The 14,330-nt window shown below is 73.1% G+C and carries 14 protein-coding genes; 5 read left to right on the top strand and 9 right to left on the bottom strand.

From position 1 onward, the window contains the following. The first annotated feature begins 39 nt into the window (after positions 1-39). Positions 40-873 (top strand): GntR family transcriptional regulator, encoded by an 834-nt coding sequence (locus tag N8I86_RS28660; protein ID WP_123440027.1) that lies wholly within the window; start codon positions 40-42, stop codon positions 871-873. Positions 874-909: 36 nt separating this feature from the next. Here the strand turns inward: N8I86_RS28660 and N8I86_RS28655 are convergent, their stop codons facing one another. Then, positions 910-1,332 carry a DUF6299 family protein gene (locus N8I86_RS28655; RefSeq protein WP_263279021.1) on the bottom strand — a complete coding sequence of 141 codons (423 nt, stop codon included), beginning with the start codon at positions 1,330-1,332 and terminating at the stop codon, positions 910-912. 235 nt (positions 1,333-1,567) lie between these two features. On the opposite strand from N8I86_RS28655, the gene N8I86_RS28650 reads away from it, so the two are divergent. Further along, positions 1,568-1,762: a DUF5999 family protein gene (locus N8I86_RS28650; RefSeq protein ID WP_073897544.1), complete on the top strand. Its 195-nt coding sequence runs from the start codon at positions 1,568-1,570 to the stop codon at positions 1,760-1,762. Between the two features lie 10 nt (positions 1,763-1,772). Here N8I86_RS28650 and N8I86_RS28645 read toward each other — a convergent pair whose 3' ends face one another. Both N8I86_RS28645 and N8I86_RS28640 read right to left on the bottom strand, forming a co-directional pair. Continuing rightward, the gene (locus tag N8I86_RS28645) at positions 1,773-2,171 is read right to left on the bottom strand and encodes a RidA family protein (RefSeq protein ID WP_263279020.1); all 399 of its coding nucleotides are present in this window, start codon (positions 2,169-2,171) and stop codon (positions 1,773-1,775) included. Next, positions 2,168-3,304, bottom strand: coding sequence for an acyl-CoA dehydrogenase family protein (locus tag N8I86_RS28640; RefSeq protein WP_263279019.1), 1,137 nt, complete (start codon positions 3,302-3,304; stop codon positions 2,168-2,170). The genes N8I86_RS28645 and N8I86_RS28640 overlap by 4 nt, the downstream gene beginning before the upstream one ends. Positions 3,305-3,554: 250 nt before the next feature. On the opposite strand from N8I86_RS28640, the gene N8I86_RS28635 reads away from it, so the two are divergent. Both N8I86_RS28635 and N8I86_RS28630 read left to right on the top strand, forming a co-directional pair. Next, positions 3,555-5,147 carry an AMP-binding protein gene (locus tag N8I86_RS28635; protein ID WP_263279018.1) on the top strand — a complete coding sequence of 531 codons (1,593 nt, stop codon included), beginning with the start codon at positions 3,555-3,557 and terminating at the stop codon, positions 5,145-5,147. A gap of 15 nt (positions 5,148-5,162) precedes the next feature. Further along, positions 5,163-5,990 (top strand): PaaX family transcriptional regulator, encoded by an 828-nt coding sequence (locus N8I86_RS28630; protein WP_073897552.1) that lies wholly within the window; start codon positions 5,163-5,165, stop codon positions 5,988-5,990. A 3-nt stretch (positions 5,991-5,993) separates the two neighbouring features. On the opposite strand, the gene N8I86_RS28625 is transcribed toward N8I86_RS28630, so the two are convergent. The 3 genes from N8I86_RS28625 to N8I86_RS28615 all read right to left on the bottom strand — a co-directional run bounded on the left by N8I86_RS28625 (position 5,994) and on the right by N8I86_RS28615 (position 9,654). Next, positions 5,994-6,398 (bottom strand): hypothetical protein, encoded by a 405-nt coding sequence (locus N8I86_RS28625; RefSeq protein ID WP_263279017.1) that lies wholly within the window; start codon positions 6,396-6,398, stop codon positions 5,994-5,996. Between the two features lie 122 nt (positions 6,399-6,520). Beyond that, positions 6,521-8,824 carry a bifunctional salicylyl-CoA 5-hydroxylase/oxidoreductase gene (locus N8I86_RS28620; RefSeq protein ID WP_263280163.1) on the bottom strand — a complete coding sequence of 768 codons (2,304 nt, stop codon included), beginning with the start codon at positions 8,822-8,824 and terminating at the stop codon, positions 6,521-6,523. 2 nt (positions 8,825-8,826) lie between these two features. Then, on the bottom strand, positions 8,827-9,654 hold the full coding sequence (locus N8I86_RS28615) for an enoyl-CoA hydratase family protein (RefSeq protein ID WP_073897555.1): 828 nt from the start codon (positions 9,652-9,654) through the stop codon (positions 8,827-8,829). A gap of 316 nt (positions 9,655-9,970) precedes the next feature. On the opposite strand from N8I86_RS28615, the gene N8I86_RS28610 reads away from it, so the two are divergent. Further along, the gene (locus N8I86_RS28610) at positions 9,971-10,423 is read left to right on the top strand and encodes an ATP-binding protein (protein ID WP_263279016.1); all 453 of its coding nucleotides are present in this window, start codon (positions 9,971-9,973) and stop codon (positions 10,421-10,423) included. Here the strand turns inward: N8I86_RS28610 and N8I86_RS28605 are convergent. The 3 genes from N8I86_RS28605 to N8I86_RS28595 all read right to left on the bottom strand — a co-directional run bounded on the left by N8I86_RS28605 (position 10,383) and on the right by N8I86_RS28595 (position 14,311). Beyond that, complete coding sequence (locus N8I86_RS28605) at positions 10,383-11,828, bottom strand: amino acid permease (protein ID WP_073897559.1); 1,446 nt, start codon at positions 11,826-11,828, stop codon at positions 10,383-10,385. The two genes, N8I86_RS28610 and N8I86_RS28605, sit on opposite strands and share 41 nt — an antisense overlap. 139 nt (positions 11,829-11,967) lie before the next feature. Continuing rightward, the gene (gene argF / locus N8I86_RS28600; RefSeq protein ID WP_073897561.1) at positions 11,968-12,975 is read right to left on the bottom strand and encodes an ornithine carbamoyltransferase; all 1,008 of its coding nucleotides are present in this window, start codon (positions 12,973-12,975) and stop codon (positions 11,968-11,970) included. Between the two features lie 112 nt (positions 12,976-13,087). Beyond that, positions 13,088-14,311 carry an arginine deiminase gene (locus N8I86_RS28595; RefSeq protein ID WP_073897563.1) on the bottom strand — a complete coding sequence of 408 codons (1,224 nt, stop codon included), beginning with the start codon at positions 14,309-14,311 and terminating at the stop codon, positions 13,088-13,090. Positions 14,312-14,330 lie beyond the last annotated feature (19 nt).

Here is a 14,330-nt window from a genome sequence, read left to right as displayed (position 1 = left end):
CTATAACGGGAGCCCACCGACACAGCCGGGAAGGCAGGCATGACCACCGACGTCAGCGGCGCACAGCCACGCGGCGGAGCGCCCGGCCGCATCGCGCGCGTGCCGAAGTACTACCGGATCAAGCAGCAGCTGCTCGCCATGGCCGAGACGCTCCTCCCCGGTGAGGCCATGCCCGCGGAACGCCTGCTCGCCGTCCGGTTCGGCACCTCGCGGACCACCGTCCGGCAGGCGCTGCAGGAACTCGTGGGCGAGGGCCGCCTGGACCGGATCCAGGGCAAGGGCACCTTCGTGTCGCAGCCCAAGCTGTACCGCACGCTCCGGCTCACCTCGCACACCGAGGACATGCGCGCCCAAGGGCTCACTCCGGCCTCGCGGACGCTGGACATCGGGGAGATCCCGGCGGACGAGAAACTGGCGGACCTGCTCGGCATCGCGATCGGCGGGCGGGTGCTGCGCATCGAGCGGCTGCGGCTGGCCGGCGGCGCGCCCATGGCCATCGAGACGACCCATCTGTCGGCGCTGCGCTTCCCCGGGCTGCGCCGGTCCCTGGCCGAATGCCCCTCCCTCTACACGGCGCTCGCCGACGTGTACGGCGTCCACCTCGCGGAGGCCGACGAGACCATCGAGACCTCGCTCTCCACCCCGCGCGAGGCACAACTCCTCGCCACCGACGTCGGGTTGCCGATGCTGCTGCTGTCCCGGCACTCACGGGACGCGGAGGGCACCCCGGTGGAGTGGGTGCGCTCGGTGTACCGCGGCTCCCGCTACAAGTTCGTGGCCGCCCTCCAGCGGCCGGACGGCCACCGCTCCCCCGCACCCGCCCGCCCGGGGAACACCCCGCCGGACCGGGAGCCGGGCCCGGCCCGGCCCTGACCGCAGCCGGGCGCCGGCCGGGCGGGGCGTGCGCGTTCAGTCCTGGGCGAGCGTGATGTCCTGCTCCGTGACCGCGTGGAAGGCCGGCAGCGGGACGATGCCCGTGGGGCGCAGCTCCAGAAGGGTGGCCTGCACATGGGCCGGGCCCGCCGTGAGCGCCTCCGAGGAGACGGTGCCGGAGTTCTGCCAGCGGTGCTCGGCGCCGTCGCAGCGGGCGCCGCTGCCGCCGATGCCGTGCTTGACGCGCGGGTCGGCCTGGCTGAGCGAGGAGCCGACGAACACCGGCCCGGTGCCCGGGGTGCAGCGGTAGGTGCCGGACAGGGTGATCGTGCCGTCCGGCGCGATCCGGCCGACGGGGTCGACGGTGAGGGTCTCGGAGGGGTCCGCGCCGGCCGGGCCGGCGGCGGTGCCGAGCATGGCGGCGGTGAGGGCCGCGAGGAGGACGGGACGTACGGGCATGGGGTCGTCTCCCGGTTCCGTGGGGGGTGGGGATCCCACTGGTACCGGGCGGCCGTGCCGAGACCCGTGATCCTCACCCCATCGGTGGCGCGTCATGGAACCGTGCGGTAGTTGTCCGCGTGTTGTCACGCTTCACGGCGGGCGGTTCCGGGGCGTTCACGGCGGGGGCATGGTCTAGGCATGCAGGGCGCGGACCGGATCCGCCGGTCCCCCGCATCCGATGTGGAGGTGCGCCATGTGCTCCCACCCGACTTCCCTCTCCTCGTCCGCCGCCCCCGCCCGGCACCCCGTGGCCGCCCACCCCGAGCAGGGCTGGACGCTGCTGTGCGACGGCTCGATCGTCTTCGACGACAGCGGCGAGCTGCACCCCGACGGCAGCGTGGTCCCGCCGTGCCGGGTGCCCGCGCGGCCGCTCGCGCCGGCCGCCTGACCGGCGTGCCCTACGGCAGCACGGCGAACCCGTCGAGCTCCACCAGGGCCCGCTCGTCCCACAGCCGTACGACCTCCACGACCGCCATCGCGGGGTAGTCCCGGCCCGCCGAGTCCCGCCAGACGCGGCCGAGTTCGCGGGCCCGGGCCCGGTAGTCGGCCACGTCCGTGGCGTACACGGTGACGCGGGCCAGGTCGGCGGGGGTGCCGCCGGCCGCGCGCAGGGCACCGAGGAGGTTGCCGAGCGCCTTCTCGAACTGCTCGGTCAGCGTCTCGCCGGTGATCTTGCCGTCGGAGTCGAGGGCGGTCTGCCCCGCGAGGAACACCACGCGGGAGCCGGTCGCGACGACCGCGTGGGAGAAGCCCGTGGGCGGGGACAGTTCGGGCGGGTTGACGCGCTCGGTCGTCATCGGGCCTCCCGGTCGTGGGTCGCGGCGTAGAGCTCCTTGGCGATGATGCCCCGCTGGACCTCGCTGGCGCCCTCGTAGACGCGGGGCGCGCGCACCTCGCGGTAGAGGTGTTCGAGGAGGTGGCCGCGGCGCAGGGCGCGGGCGCCGTGCAGCTGGACGGCGGTGTCGACGACGTACTGCGCGGTCTCGGTGGCGAGCAGCTTGGCCATCGCGGCGCGCCCCGGGACGTCGGCGGCGCCCTCGTCGTACGCCGTCGCCGCCGCGTAGACCATCAGCCGGGCCGCCTCCGTGCGCAGGGCCATCTCGGCGACCTGGTGGGACACCGCCTGGAGGTCCGCCAGGGTGCCGCCGAACGCCTCGCGCCCGCGAGTGTGGGCGACGGTGGTGTCTAGGGCCGCCTGCGCCATGCCGACCGCGAAGGCGCCGACGCTGGGCCGGAACAGGTTGAGCGTGCCCATGGCGACGGTGAAGCCGCGGTCGACCTCGCCCAGGACGTCGTCGGCGGTGACGGGCACGCCGTCGAAGTCGAGGGCGCCGACGGGGTGCGGGGAGATCATCTCCAGTGCGGTGCCGGTGAGTCCGGGCCGGTCCGCCGGGACCAGGAAGGCGGTCACCCCACGCGCTCCGGCGCCGGCCGTCGTACGGGCGAAGACGGTGTAGAAGTCGGCCTCGGGGGCGTTCGAGATCCAGCACTTGGCGCCGGTGAGCCGCCAGCCGCCGGTGCCGTCCTCCTCGGCGGCCAGGGACAGCGCGGCCGCGTCCGAGCCGGCCCCGGGCTCGCTCAGCGCGAAGGCCGCGACCGCGTCGCCCCGCGCGACGCCGGGCAGCCAGTGCTCGCGCTGGGCGGGAGTGCCGTGGGCGTGCACCGGATGGGCGCCGAGGCCCTGGAGGGCGAGGGCGGTCTCGGCCTCGGTGCAGGCCTGCGCGAGGGATTCACGCATCAGGCACAGATCGAGCGCACCGGAGCTGAACAGCCGTGCCAGCAGGCCGAGTTGTCCGAGCTCCGCGAGGAGCGGACGGTTGACGCGGCCGGGTTCGCCCTTGTCGGCGAGCAGGCGCAGCCGTTCGGCGGCCAGGGTGCGCAGCTCGGCGCACCAGGCGGTCTGCTCCGGTTCGAGTGAGAATGCGGGCACTGCCGGACCTCCCTTCCGGGGACGGCCGGCACGGCGGTCCCGTCACCTTCCGGGCCGCGCCCACCACGGCGCGCCCGGGCCCTGCGGAGGCGGCCGCGGCGGCCTGCCGCCACTCCGTCCCGAACCGACGTTATCGCGCACAGTTGACTGCCGTCACCAACACGATACGCTCGAACCGCGATCCCACCAGGACGCCGGTGCCACCACGACGCCCGACTCGACGCCTGTCACGGCAAGGGGGCGAACCGCCATGCACCTCTCGGCCCACGTCGACACCTTCGCGCGCGACCATCTGCCCCCGCCGGACGAGTGGCCCGAGCTGCGGTTCGACCTGCCGGAGCTGAACTACCCCGACCGGCTGAACTGTGCCACCGAACTACTGGCCGGCGGCGCCGCGGACCGCCCGGCCCTGCGGACGCCGGCCGGGACCGTCTGGACGTACGGCGAGCTGCGCGGGCACGTCGACCGGATCGCCCACGTGCTCACCGCCGACCTGGGCGTGGTCCCGGGCAACCGGGTGCTGCTGCGCGGCCCCACCACGCCCTGGCTCGCGGCCTGCTGGCTGGCCGTGCTGCGGGCGGGCGCGGTCGCGGTCACCGTGCTGGCCCAGCAACGCCCGCACGAGCTGTCGACGATCTGCGGGATCGCCCGGGTACGGCACGCGCTGTGCGACATCCGGTCGGTGGACGACCTGGCGAAGGCCGAGATACCCGGGCTGCGGACCGCGACCTTCGGCGGTGACGCGCCCGACGACCTGCTGCGCCGCCCGGCGCCCGACGCGCCCTTCCCGGCCGTCGACACCGCGGCCGACGACGTCGCCCTGATCGCCTTCACCTCGGGCACCACGGGCCGTCCGAAGGGCTGCATGCACTTCCACCGGGACGTGCTCGCCATCGCCGACACCTTCTCCCGGCACGTGCTGCGCCCCCACGAGAACGACGTGTTCACCGGCAGTCCCCCGCTCGGCTTCACCTTCGGCCTCGGCGGTCTGCTGGTCTTCCCGATGCGGGCGGGCGCGAGCACCCTGCTGCTGGAGCAGGCCGGACCCCGGCAGCTGCTCCCGGCGATCGCGGAGCACCGGGTCTCGGTCCTGTTCACCGCCCCGACGGCGTACCGGGCGATGCTGGACCAGCTGGATGGCCACGACGTCTCCTCGCTGCGGCGGTGCGTGTCGGCGGGCGAGAACCTGCCCGCGGCCACCTGGCGAGCCTGGCAGGAGCGCACGGGCCTGCGCGTCATCAACGGCATCGGAGCGACGGAGCTGCTGCACATCTTCATCTCCGCCGCGGACGAGCGCGTCAGACCCGGCACGACGGGCCTGCCGGTGCCGGGCTGGCAGGCGCGGGTGCAGGACGCGGCCGGGGTGCCGGTGGCCGACGGCGAGCCCGGTCTGCTGGCGGTGCGCGGCCCGGTCGGCTGCCGCTACCTGGCCGACCCGCGCCAGCGCGAGTACGTGCGCGACGGCTGGAACATCACCGGGGACACCTACGTCCGCGAACCCGACGGCTACTTCCGTTACGTGGCACGCGCCGACGACATGATCATCTCCGCCGGGTACAACATCGCCGGACCGGAGGTGGAGGACGCGCTGCTGCGCCACCCGGACGTGGTGGAGACCGCGGTCGTGGGCCGTCCCGACGAGGCACGCGGCCAGGTGGCGGTGGCGTACGCCGTCCTGCGCGACGGGGCCGCACGGGATCCCGAGGCGCTCCGCGCCTTCCTCACCTCGGAACTGGCGCCCTACAAGTGCCCGCGCGAGTTCGTCTTCCTCGACTCGCTCCCCCGCACGGCCACCGGCAAGCTGCAGCGGTTCCGGCTGCGCGGCCGGGGTGACCGGCCATGACACCGACGACTTAACATGATCAACGTGTCCGACCAGCACGCCCCCAGGTCCCTCATCGTCACGCTCTACGGCGCGTACGGCCGCTTCATGCCCGGCCCGGTGCCCGTCGCGGAGCTGATCCGGCTGCTCGCCGCGGTGGGGGTGGACGCCCCCTCCGTGCGCTCCTCGGTGTCCCGGCTCAAGCGCCGCGGCCTGCTGCTGCCCGCGCGTACGGCGTCCGGCGCGGCCGGGTACGAACTCTCCGCGGAGGCGCGCCAGTTGCTGGAGGACGGCGACCGCCGTATCTACGCGACGGCGCCGCCCCGGGACGAGGGCTGGGTGCTCGCGGTCTTCTCCGTCCCCGAGTCGGAGCGCCAGAAGCGGCATGTGCTGCGGTCCCGGCTGGCGGGGCTCGGCTTCGGCACGGCGGCCCCGGGCGTGTGGATCGCGCCGGCCCGCCTGTACGAGGAGACCCGGCACGCCCTGCGCCGTCTGCAGCTGGACCCGTACGTCGACTTCTTCCGCGGCGAGCACCTGGGCTTCGCGCCCACCGCCGAGTCGGTCGCCCGCTGGTGGGACCTGGCCGCGACGGCCAAGGAGCACGAGCGTTTCCTGGACGTGCACGCCCCGGTGCTGCACGCCTGGGAGCAGCGCGCGGACACCCCGCCCGAGGAGGCCTACCGGGACTACCTCCTCGCCCTGGACTCCTGGCGCCACCTGCCCTACACGGACCCGGGCCTGCCCACCCACCTGCTGCCCGCCGACTGGCCGGGCGTCCGCTCGGCGGAGGTCTTCACGGCCCTCCACGAGCGGCTGCGGGACGCGGGCGCGGAGTTCGCGGGGGCGGGATCCGCGGGGGCGTGAGCCTCAGAAGCGGCGCAGCCGTGCCGCGATGCCGTGCCCGGCCAGGACGTAGACCACCGCGGGCAGCCCGTAGTCGAGGAGCACCCGCAGGTTCTCCGTGTCCATGGTGAAGACGTCCTGCGACCACCAGGCCAGCGCGTCGGCGACGTCCTGCACGAACCGCACGAAGACGTTCGCGTGGTTGGCCTCCAGCAGGTGCAGCAGGATCCACAGCCCGAGGAAGGCCGCGGCGACGTCGGCGACCGTGTGGACGACCAGTGCGGTGCGCCGGGTGCCGGAGCCGTCACGACGGCGTTCCCGGCCGGCGCCGGCGGACCGGTACGGGTCCGCCGGCCCCTGCGGGGCGGGTGCCACCGGCCGACCGTAGTCGTAGCCGTGGTGCTCGGGCCGGGGTGTGGTGTCACTCATGGCGGTACCGGTCTCTTTCCGTCTTCGGCAGGGCTCGAAAGAACCTAGCCAGCTGACCGGAAACAGACGGTTCAGAAACGGTGCGAATCGAGTGGAAGGGGTGTGACCGAACGACGCGGGTCTCAGCCGCCGAGGGAGAGACGGGGCTTGGGGGCGTCGGTACGGCCGGTCTGCGGGCGCCTGCTGCCCGCGCGGTAGGGGTCGGGCCAGGGCGCGCCGGGGCCCTCGTACCCCTGCTCGGCCGCCGCGTGCAGGGTCCAGTGCGGGTCGTACAGATGCGGGCGGGCCAGCGCGCACAGGTCGGTACGCCCGGCCAGGATCAGGGAGTTGACGTCGTCCCACGAGGAGATCGCACCGACCGCGACCACCGGGACGCCGACCTCGTGCCGGATGCGGTCGGCGAACGGCGTCTGGTACGACCGCCCGAACTCCGGCCGCTCCTCGGCCACCACCTGCCCGGTGGAGACGTCGATGGCGTCGGCGCCGTGCGCGGCGAAGGCCCGGGCGATGCCTACGGCGTCCTCGGCGGTGGTGCCGCCCTCCGCCCAGTCCGTGGCCGAGATGCGCACGGTCATCGGCCGTTCCGCCGGCCACACCGCGCGCACCGCGTCGAAGACCTCCAGCGGGAACCGCAGCCGCTTCTCCAGCGAGCCGCCGTAGGCGTCCGTGCGCCGGTTGGTGAGCGGGGAGAGGAACCCGGAGAGCAGATAACCGTGGGCACAGTGCAGTTCGAGCAGGTCGAAGCCGGCCCGCGCGGCCCGCCAGGCGGCCGAGGCGAACTGCTCGCGGATGTCGGTGAGCTGGGCCCGGGAGAGGTGGCGCGGGGTCTGGCCGCCCGGCTTGTAGGGCAGCGGGGAGGCGGCGACGAGCGGCCAGTTGCCCTCCGGGAGCGGCTCGTCCATGCCCTCCCACATCAGCTTCGTGGAGCCCTTGCGGCCGGAGTGCCCGAGCTGCACACCGATCGCGGTGCCCGGCGCCCCGGTGTGCACGAAGTCGGTGATCCGCCGCCACGCCTCGGCCTGCCGGCCGGTGTAGAGGCCGGCACAGCCTGGGGTGATGCGGCCCTCCTCGCTCACGCAGACCATCTCGGTCATCACCAGGCCCGCGCCGCCGAGCGCGCGGGCGCCCAGGTGGACGAGGTGGAAGTCGCCGGGAACGCCGTCGGTGGCGGAGTACATGTCCATCGGCGAGACCACCACCCGGTTGCGCAGGGTCAGTCCGCGCAGCCGGAACGGGGTGAACATCGGCGGTGTGCCGGGCGGGCAGCCGAACTCGCGCTCCACGGACCCGGTGAAGTGGGCGTCGCGCAGCCGGAGGTTGTCGTGGGTGACACGGCGGCTGCGGGTGAGCAGGTTGAAGGCGAACTGACGCGGCGGCTGGTCCAGGTACAGTCCCAGGTTCTCGAACCACTCCAGGCTGGCCCGGGCGGCCCGCTGGGTGGAGGCCACGACGGGCCTGCGCTCCTCCTCGTAGGCGCCGAGCGCGCTCGGCACGTCCGGCTGTTCCTCCAGGCACGCGGCCAGGGCCAGGGCGTCCTCCACGGCGAGCTTGGTGCCGGAGCCGATGGAGAAGTGGGCGGTGTGGGCGGCGTCCCCGAGGAGGACGACGTTGCCGTGCGACCAGTGGGAGTTGACCACGGTGCGGAAGGTCGTCCAGGCGGAGTTGTTGGAGCGCAGGGGCCGGCCGCGCAGCGCGTCGGCGAAGATCTTGGCGCAGCGCTCGATCGATTCGGGCGCGCCGAGTTCGTCGAAGCCGGCCGCCCGCCAGACCTCCTCGCGCATCTCGACGATGACGGTGGAGGCGTCGGCGGCGTAGGGGTAGCCGTGCAGCTGCATGACGCCGTGCTCGGTCTCGGCGATCTCGAAGCGGAAGGCGTCGAGGGCGAAGTCGGCGGCGAGCCAGATGTAGCGGCAGCGGTGTTCGGTCACCCGCGGCCCGAACGCCTCGGCGCGGGTCTCGCGGGTGGCGCTGTGCACGCCGTCGGCCGCGATCACGAGGTCGTGGTCGGCCGCGAGCCGGTCCAGGGCCGGGGCCCGGGTGCGGAAGTGGATCCGCACTCCGAGGGAGCGGCAGCGTTCGTGCAGGATCTCCAGCAGCCGGCGCCGGCCGAGTGCGGCGAATCCGTGCCCCCCGGAGGTGTGCCGGGTGCCCCGGTGGACGATGTCGATGTCGTCCCAGCGGACGAAGTCCTCCTGCAGGGCCGCGTAGACCACGGGGTCGGCGTGTTCGATGCCGCCGAGGGTCTCGTCGGACAGGACCACGCCGAAGCCGAAGGTCTCGTCCGGGGCGTTGCGCTCCCAGACGGTGACGTCCCGTTCGGGGTCGAGGCGTTTCAGCAGGGCGGCCGCGTACAGGCCGCCCGGGCCGCCGCCGACGACGGCGATGCGCCGCGCCCGTTCGTTCCTCCCCTCGGCCTGGGCCGCCATGGTCACCGCCCCCGCCACTTCGGCGGGCGCTTCTCGGTGAAGGCCGCGTGGAACTCGGCGTAGTCCTCGCCGTTCATCAGCAGTGCCTGGGTGGCGGCGTCCAGCTCGATCGAGGCCGCGAGGGGCATGTCCAGCTCGGCGGTCAGCAGCGCCTTTGTCTGGGCGTACGCCAGTGCCGGGCCGTCGGCCAGCCGGCGGGCGAGCTCGCGGGCCGCCTCGTCCGCCCGGCCCTCGTCGGCCAGCTCGCTGATCAGCCCGATGCGCTCCGCCTCCGGGGCGCGGACCGGTTCGCCGAGCATGAGCAGACGGGTGGCGTGGCCGAGGCCGACGACCCGCGGCAGCAGGTAGGCGGCGCCCATGTCGCCGCCGGACAGGCCGACGCGGGTGAAGAGGAAGGCGAAGCGGGCGGAGGGGTCCGCCACCCGGAAGTCGGCGGCGAGGGCGAGGACGGCTCCCGCGCCCGCCGCGACCCCGTGCACGGCGGCGATCACCGGGAACGGGCACTCCCGGACAGCCCGCACCACCTGCCCGGTCATCCGGTTGAAGTCGAGCAGTTGGGCGGTGTCCATGGACAGGGTGGCGCCGATGATCTCGTCGACGTCGCCGCCGGAGCAGAAGCCCCGTCCCTCGCCGGTCAGGACGAGGGCGCGTACGGCCCGCTCCCGGGACAGCTCGGCCAGCAGGTCGCGCAGGTCGGCGTAGGCGCCGAAGGTGAGCGCGTTGAGCCGGTCGGGGCGGGCGAGGGTGACGGTGGCGACTCCGTCGGCGATCGCGACCCGCAGATGCTCCCAGTCCTGGGTGCGGGCGGCGGATCCGGTGAAGGGACTCATGACGTGCGGCCTCCTAGGGCGGCGGTGCCTCACGCAGCGGTGGGCGGTGCCTCACGGTGCTCCACCTCACGAAGCTATCACCTGTTTGTGACTGTCGTCACGGGCACGCGACAACCGCGCGTCGATCGGCCGGATCCGGTCACGGGCGTCACCACTCCTCGACGGCGCCGTAACAGTGGGCACCGCGGTGCGAGGCGGACCGTTCGGCGGGGTAAGCCGCTCGGTACCGGGGCCTCGGTCCCGGGCGAAGCCCGTCGACGGTCCTCGTGGCCGGGCCCGTACCATTCCTACAGTCGAAAGCAGGACAGCCTGCTCCATGAACGGACTCGCCTTGCACGAACGCCCCGCCGGACCGGCCTCCTGGCGCATCGCACTGCCGCACACCGCGGCGGCCGTGCCGGTGGCGCGCGCCCTCGTGCGCACGGCCATCGCCGGGGTGGAGCACCCCGCCGACTGCGACACCGCCGAGCTGCTGACGGCCGAGCTGGTGGCCAACGCGGTGGAGCACACCGCCGGGCGCGGGCCGATAGAGCTGGTGGTGGAGCTGCTCCCGACCGGCTGCCAGGTCGAGGTGCACGACCCGGACCCGGCGCCGCCCGGTCATCTCACCCGGCCGGTGATCGAGGAGCCCGACCCCTGGCAGGAGGGCGGGCGCGGCCTCCTGCTCATCCGCGCCCTCAGCCAGTCCTGCGGTCACCGCCCCACCCCGTCGGGCAAGGCGGTGTGGTTCAGACTGCCTGCAATTCCCGCTCAGCGTCGTCCGGCGTGACCCCGGGGGCCGTGCGGCCCAGCGTGGAGTGCCGGCGCCCGTAGGCGACGTAGACCAGCAGGCCCACCGCGAGGAACACGGCGAACTGGAGCCAGGTCCGCCAGCCCGTCTCGTACATCAGGTACAGGCAGAAGGCGACGCCGAGCAGCGGACCGACGGGGTAGAGCGGCACCCGGAAGCTGCGGGTGAGGCCGGGTTCGCGGCGGCGCAGGGCGATCACCACGACGTTGACGACGGCCATGATGGCCAGCGTGCCGATGGTGCACAGGTTCATCACGGCGTCGAGGGAGGCGAAGGCCGCCGGGAGCGCGAAGACGACCGCGACGATCAGCGTGCCGGCGACCGGCGTGGAGGTCTTCGGCGAGACCTTCTCGAAGACGCGCGGGATCAGGCCGTCCCGGGACATCGACATCAGGATGCGGGTCTGGCCGTACATCACGGCGAGCACCACGGAGGCGATGGCGACGACCGCGCCGAAGGCGATGACCCCGCCGCCGACGGTGGAGCCGGTGACCGCGTTGACGACGTACGACAGCGCGGCCGGACGGCCGGCCACCTCGTCGCTGCCGATGGCGCCGATCGCGGCGACCGCGACCGCGCAGTACAGCAGGGTGACCAGGCCCATGCAGACCATGATCGCCACGGGGATGTCCCGGCGCGGGTTCTTGGCCTCCTCGCCGGCGGTGGTGATGGCGTCGAAGCCGATGTAGGAGAAGAAGGCGGCGGTGGTGCCCGCGCCGATGCCGCCGAGGCCGGCCGGGGAGAACGGGGTGAGGTTGCCGTCCTTGAAGGCGCTGTAGCCGATGGCGCAGAACGCCAGCAGGATGACCAGCTTCACGGCGGCCATGGCGGCGGTCGCCCGGGCGCTCTCCCGCACCCCGCGCACCAGCAGCACGGAGGCCATGGCGATGACGACCACGGCGGGGAGGTTCACGATCCCGCCGTCGCCCGGGCCCGCGGACAGCGCGGTCGGCAGCTGGAGGCCGGTGAGGCTGTGCAGCAGCTCGTTGACGTACTGGCTCCAGCCGACGGCGACCGCCGAGATCGAGATGCCGTACTCCAGCAGCAGGCACCAGCCGACCAGGAAGGCGGTGGACTCGCCGAGACCGGCGTAGGCGAAGGAGTACGAGGAGCCGGAGACCGGGATCGCGCCGCCCAGCTCCGCGAAGGAGAAGGCGGTGAAGACGCAGGTGATCGCGGCGAGGATGTAGGAGACGACGACGGCGGGACCGGCCTGTGCGACGGAGTCGGAGAGGCCGACGAAGATGCCGGTGCCGACGATGGCGCCGACGCCGAAGCAGATGAGCTGGAAGAGGCCCATCGTGCGCTTGAGGCCGTGTCCGTCACGGTCGGCGCCGGATTCGGCGACCAGCAGGTGGGGGGACTTGATGCGGGAAGCGGGCATTGCGGGTGGTGCTCGTTTCTGGTGGTGCGGGCGACCGTCGTACGGTCGCGGCGGTGGTACCGGAAGAGGGGTGGTTCCGGGCCGCCGGTCAGGATAAGGCCTGCTGAGCCCTGGAGGGCAAGGCTGCGGGGGGGGCGGGTCAGGCGAGGGTGGCGACCAGCACCGCCTTGATGGTGTGCAGGCGGTTCTCGGCCTCGTCGAAGACGACGGAGTGCGCGGACTCGAAGACCTCGTCCGTCACCTCCAGGGACCGCAGTCCGTAAGCCTCGTGGATCTCCTGTCCGACCTTGGTGCCCAGGTCGTGGAAGGCCGGCAGGCAGTGCAGGAACCTCACGTCCGGGTTGCCGGTGGCGCGCAGGACGTCCATGGTCACGGCGTAGGGCGCGAGGGCTCTGATCCGCTCGCCCCAGACCTCCTTGGGCTCGCCCATCGAGACCCAGACGTCGGTGGCGACGAAGTCGGCGCCGGCGACCCCCTCGGTCACGTCCTCGGTGAGGGTGATCCGGGCGCCGCCGGCCTCGGCCAGCTTGCGGGCCCGGGCGACGACGTCCTCGGCCGGCCAGTAGGCCCGGGGGGCGACGATCCGGACGTCCATGCCGAGCAGCGCGCCGGTGATCAGGTAGGAGTTGCCCATGTTGAAGCGGGCGTCCCCCAGGTAGGCGAAGGCGATGTCCGTCAGCGGCTTGTCGCTGTGCTCGGTCATGGTGAGCACGTCGGCGAGCATCTGGGTGGGGTGCCAGTCGTCGGTCAGACCGTTGAAGACGGGCACTCCGGCGAACGCGGCCAGCTCCTCCACCTTGGCCTGGCTGTCCCCGCGGTATTCGATACCGTCGAACATCCGGCCGAGGACGCGCGCGGTGTCCTTGACGGACTCCTTGTGCCCGATCTGGGAGCCGGCGGGGTCGAGGTAGGTCGTGTGGGCGCCCTGGTCGGCGGCGGCGACCTCGAACGCGCAGCGGGTGCGCGTCGAGGTCTTCTCGAAGACCAGCGCGATGTTCTTCCCCCGCAGGTACGGCGTCTCGGTGCCCGCCCGCTTGGCCGCCTTCAGCTCGGCGGCCAGCTCGACCAGGCCGCGGAACTCTTCCTCGGTGAAGTCGAGCTCCTTGAGGAAGTGACGGCCGGCGAGGGCGGTCGGGACTGTCGCCATGGGGGCGCTCCAGGGGTGCGACGGGCGGGGACCATGGAATTCTATACGATATTTTGCATTTCTATGCGGCTGCTCGGGTCCGCTCCGTCACACCCCTTCCCCGCCGGCCCTCTCAGACCGCCTCGCGCTCGACCGGACAGCTCATGCAGCGCGGCCCGCCCCGGCCCCGCCCCAGCTCGCTGCCCGGGATCTCGATCACCTCGATGCCCTGCTTGCGCAGATGCGTGTTGGTGGTCGAGTTCCGCTCGTAGGCGACGACGACTCCGGGCTCGACGGCGAGGACGTTGCAGCCGTCGTCCCACTGCTCCCGCTCGGCGGCGTGCACGTCCTGGGTGGCGGTCAGCACCCGGATCTCGCCGAGGCCGAGGGCGGCGGCGATCGCGCGATGCATGTGCTCCGGGGGATGGTCGGTGACCTTCAGCTCGCGCTCCCCGACCCCGGGCTCGATGGTGTACGAGCGCAGCATGCCGAGCCCGGCGTACTGGGTGAAGGTGTCGCCGTCGACCATCGTCATGACCGTGTCGAGATGCATGAAGGCCCGCCGCTTGGGCATGTCCAGGGCCACGATGGTGCGCGCCGAGCCCGCGGCGAACAGCTTGTGCGCCAGCATCTCCACGGCCTGCGGGGTGGTGCGCTCGCTCATGCCGATCAGCACGGCGCCGTTGCCGATCACCAGGACGTCGCCGCCCTCGATGGTGGAGGGGAAGTCGGCCTGCCCCCGGGACCAGACGTGGAACATCTCCGCGCGGAACAGCGGGTGGTGCCGGTAGATCGCCTCGAAGTGGACGGTCTCCCGCTGCCGGGCGGGCCAGCGCATGGCGTTGATGGAGACGCCGTCGTAGATCCACGCCGAGGTGTCGCGGGTGAAGAGGTGGTTGGGCAGCGGGCGGAGCAGGAAGTCGTCCAGGTCCATGACGTGGAAGCGGACGGAGGTCGGTTCGGCGTGGCCGTCCAGGAACTCCCTCTTGGTCATCCCGCCGACCAGGGCCTCGGCCAGCTCGCCCGGGGTCATCCGGTCGAAGGCGGCACGCAGGTGGTCGGTGGCGAGGGGCCCGTACTCCTTCTCGTCGAAGACCCGGTCCAGGACGAGGGTCCGCGCCTCGGGGAGGGCCAATGTCTCGGTGAGCAGTTCACCGAAGAGATGGACGGTGACGCCGCGGTCGCGCAGGACGTCGGCGAACCCGTCGTGCTCGGCGCGCGCCCGGCGCACCCAGAGCACGTCGTCGAAGAGGAGGGCGTCCTTGTTGCTGGGGGTGAGCCTTTTGAGCTCGAGATCCGGCCGGTGAAGGATGACGCGGCGCAGCCGCCCGGCCTCGGAGTCGACATGGAATGCCATGCCTCCATCCTGACCATCG

It is taken from the genome of Streptomyces albidicamelliae (assembly GCF_025642175.1).
In the GTDB taxonomy this organism is placed as follows: Bacteria; Actinomycetota; Actinomycetes; order Streptomycetales; family Streptomycetaceae; genus Streptomyces; species Streptomyces albidocamelliae.
Note: the sequence above shows the minus strand (reverse complement) of the source record. Positions and strands in the feature narration are given on the sequence as shown.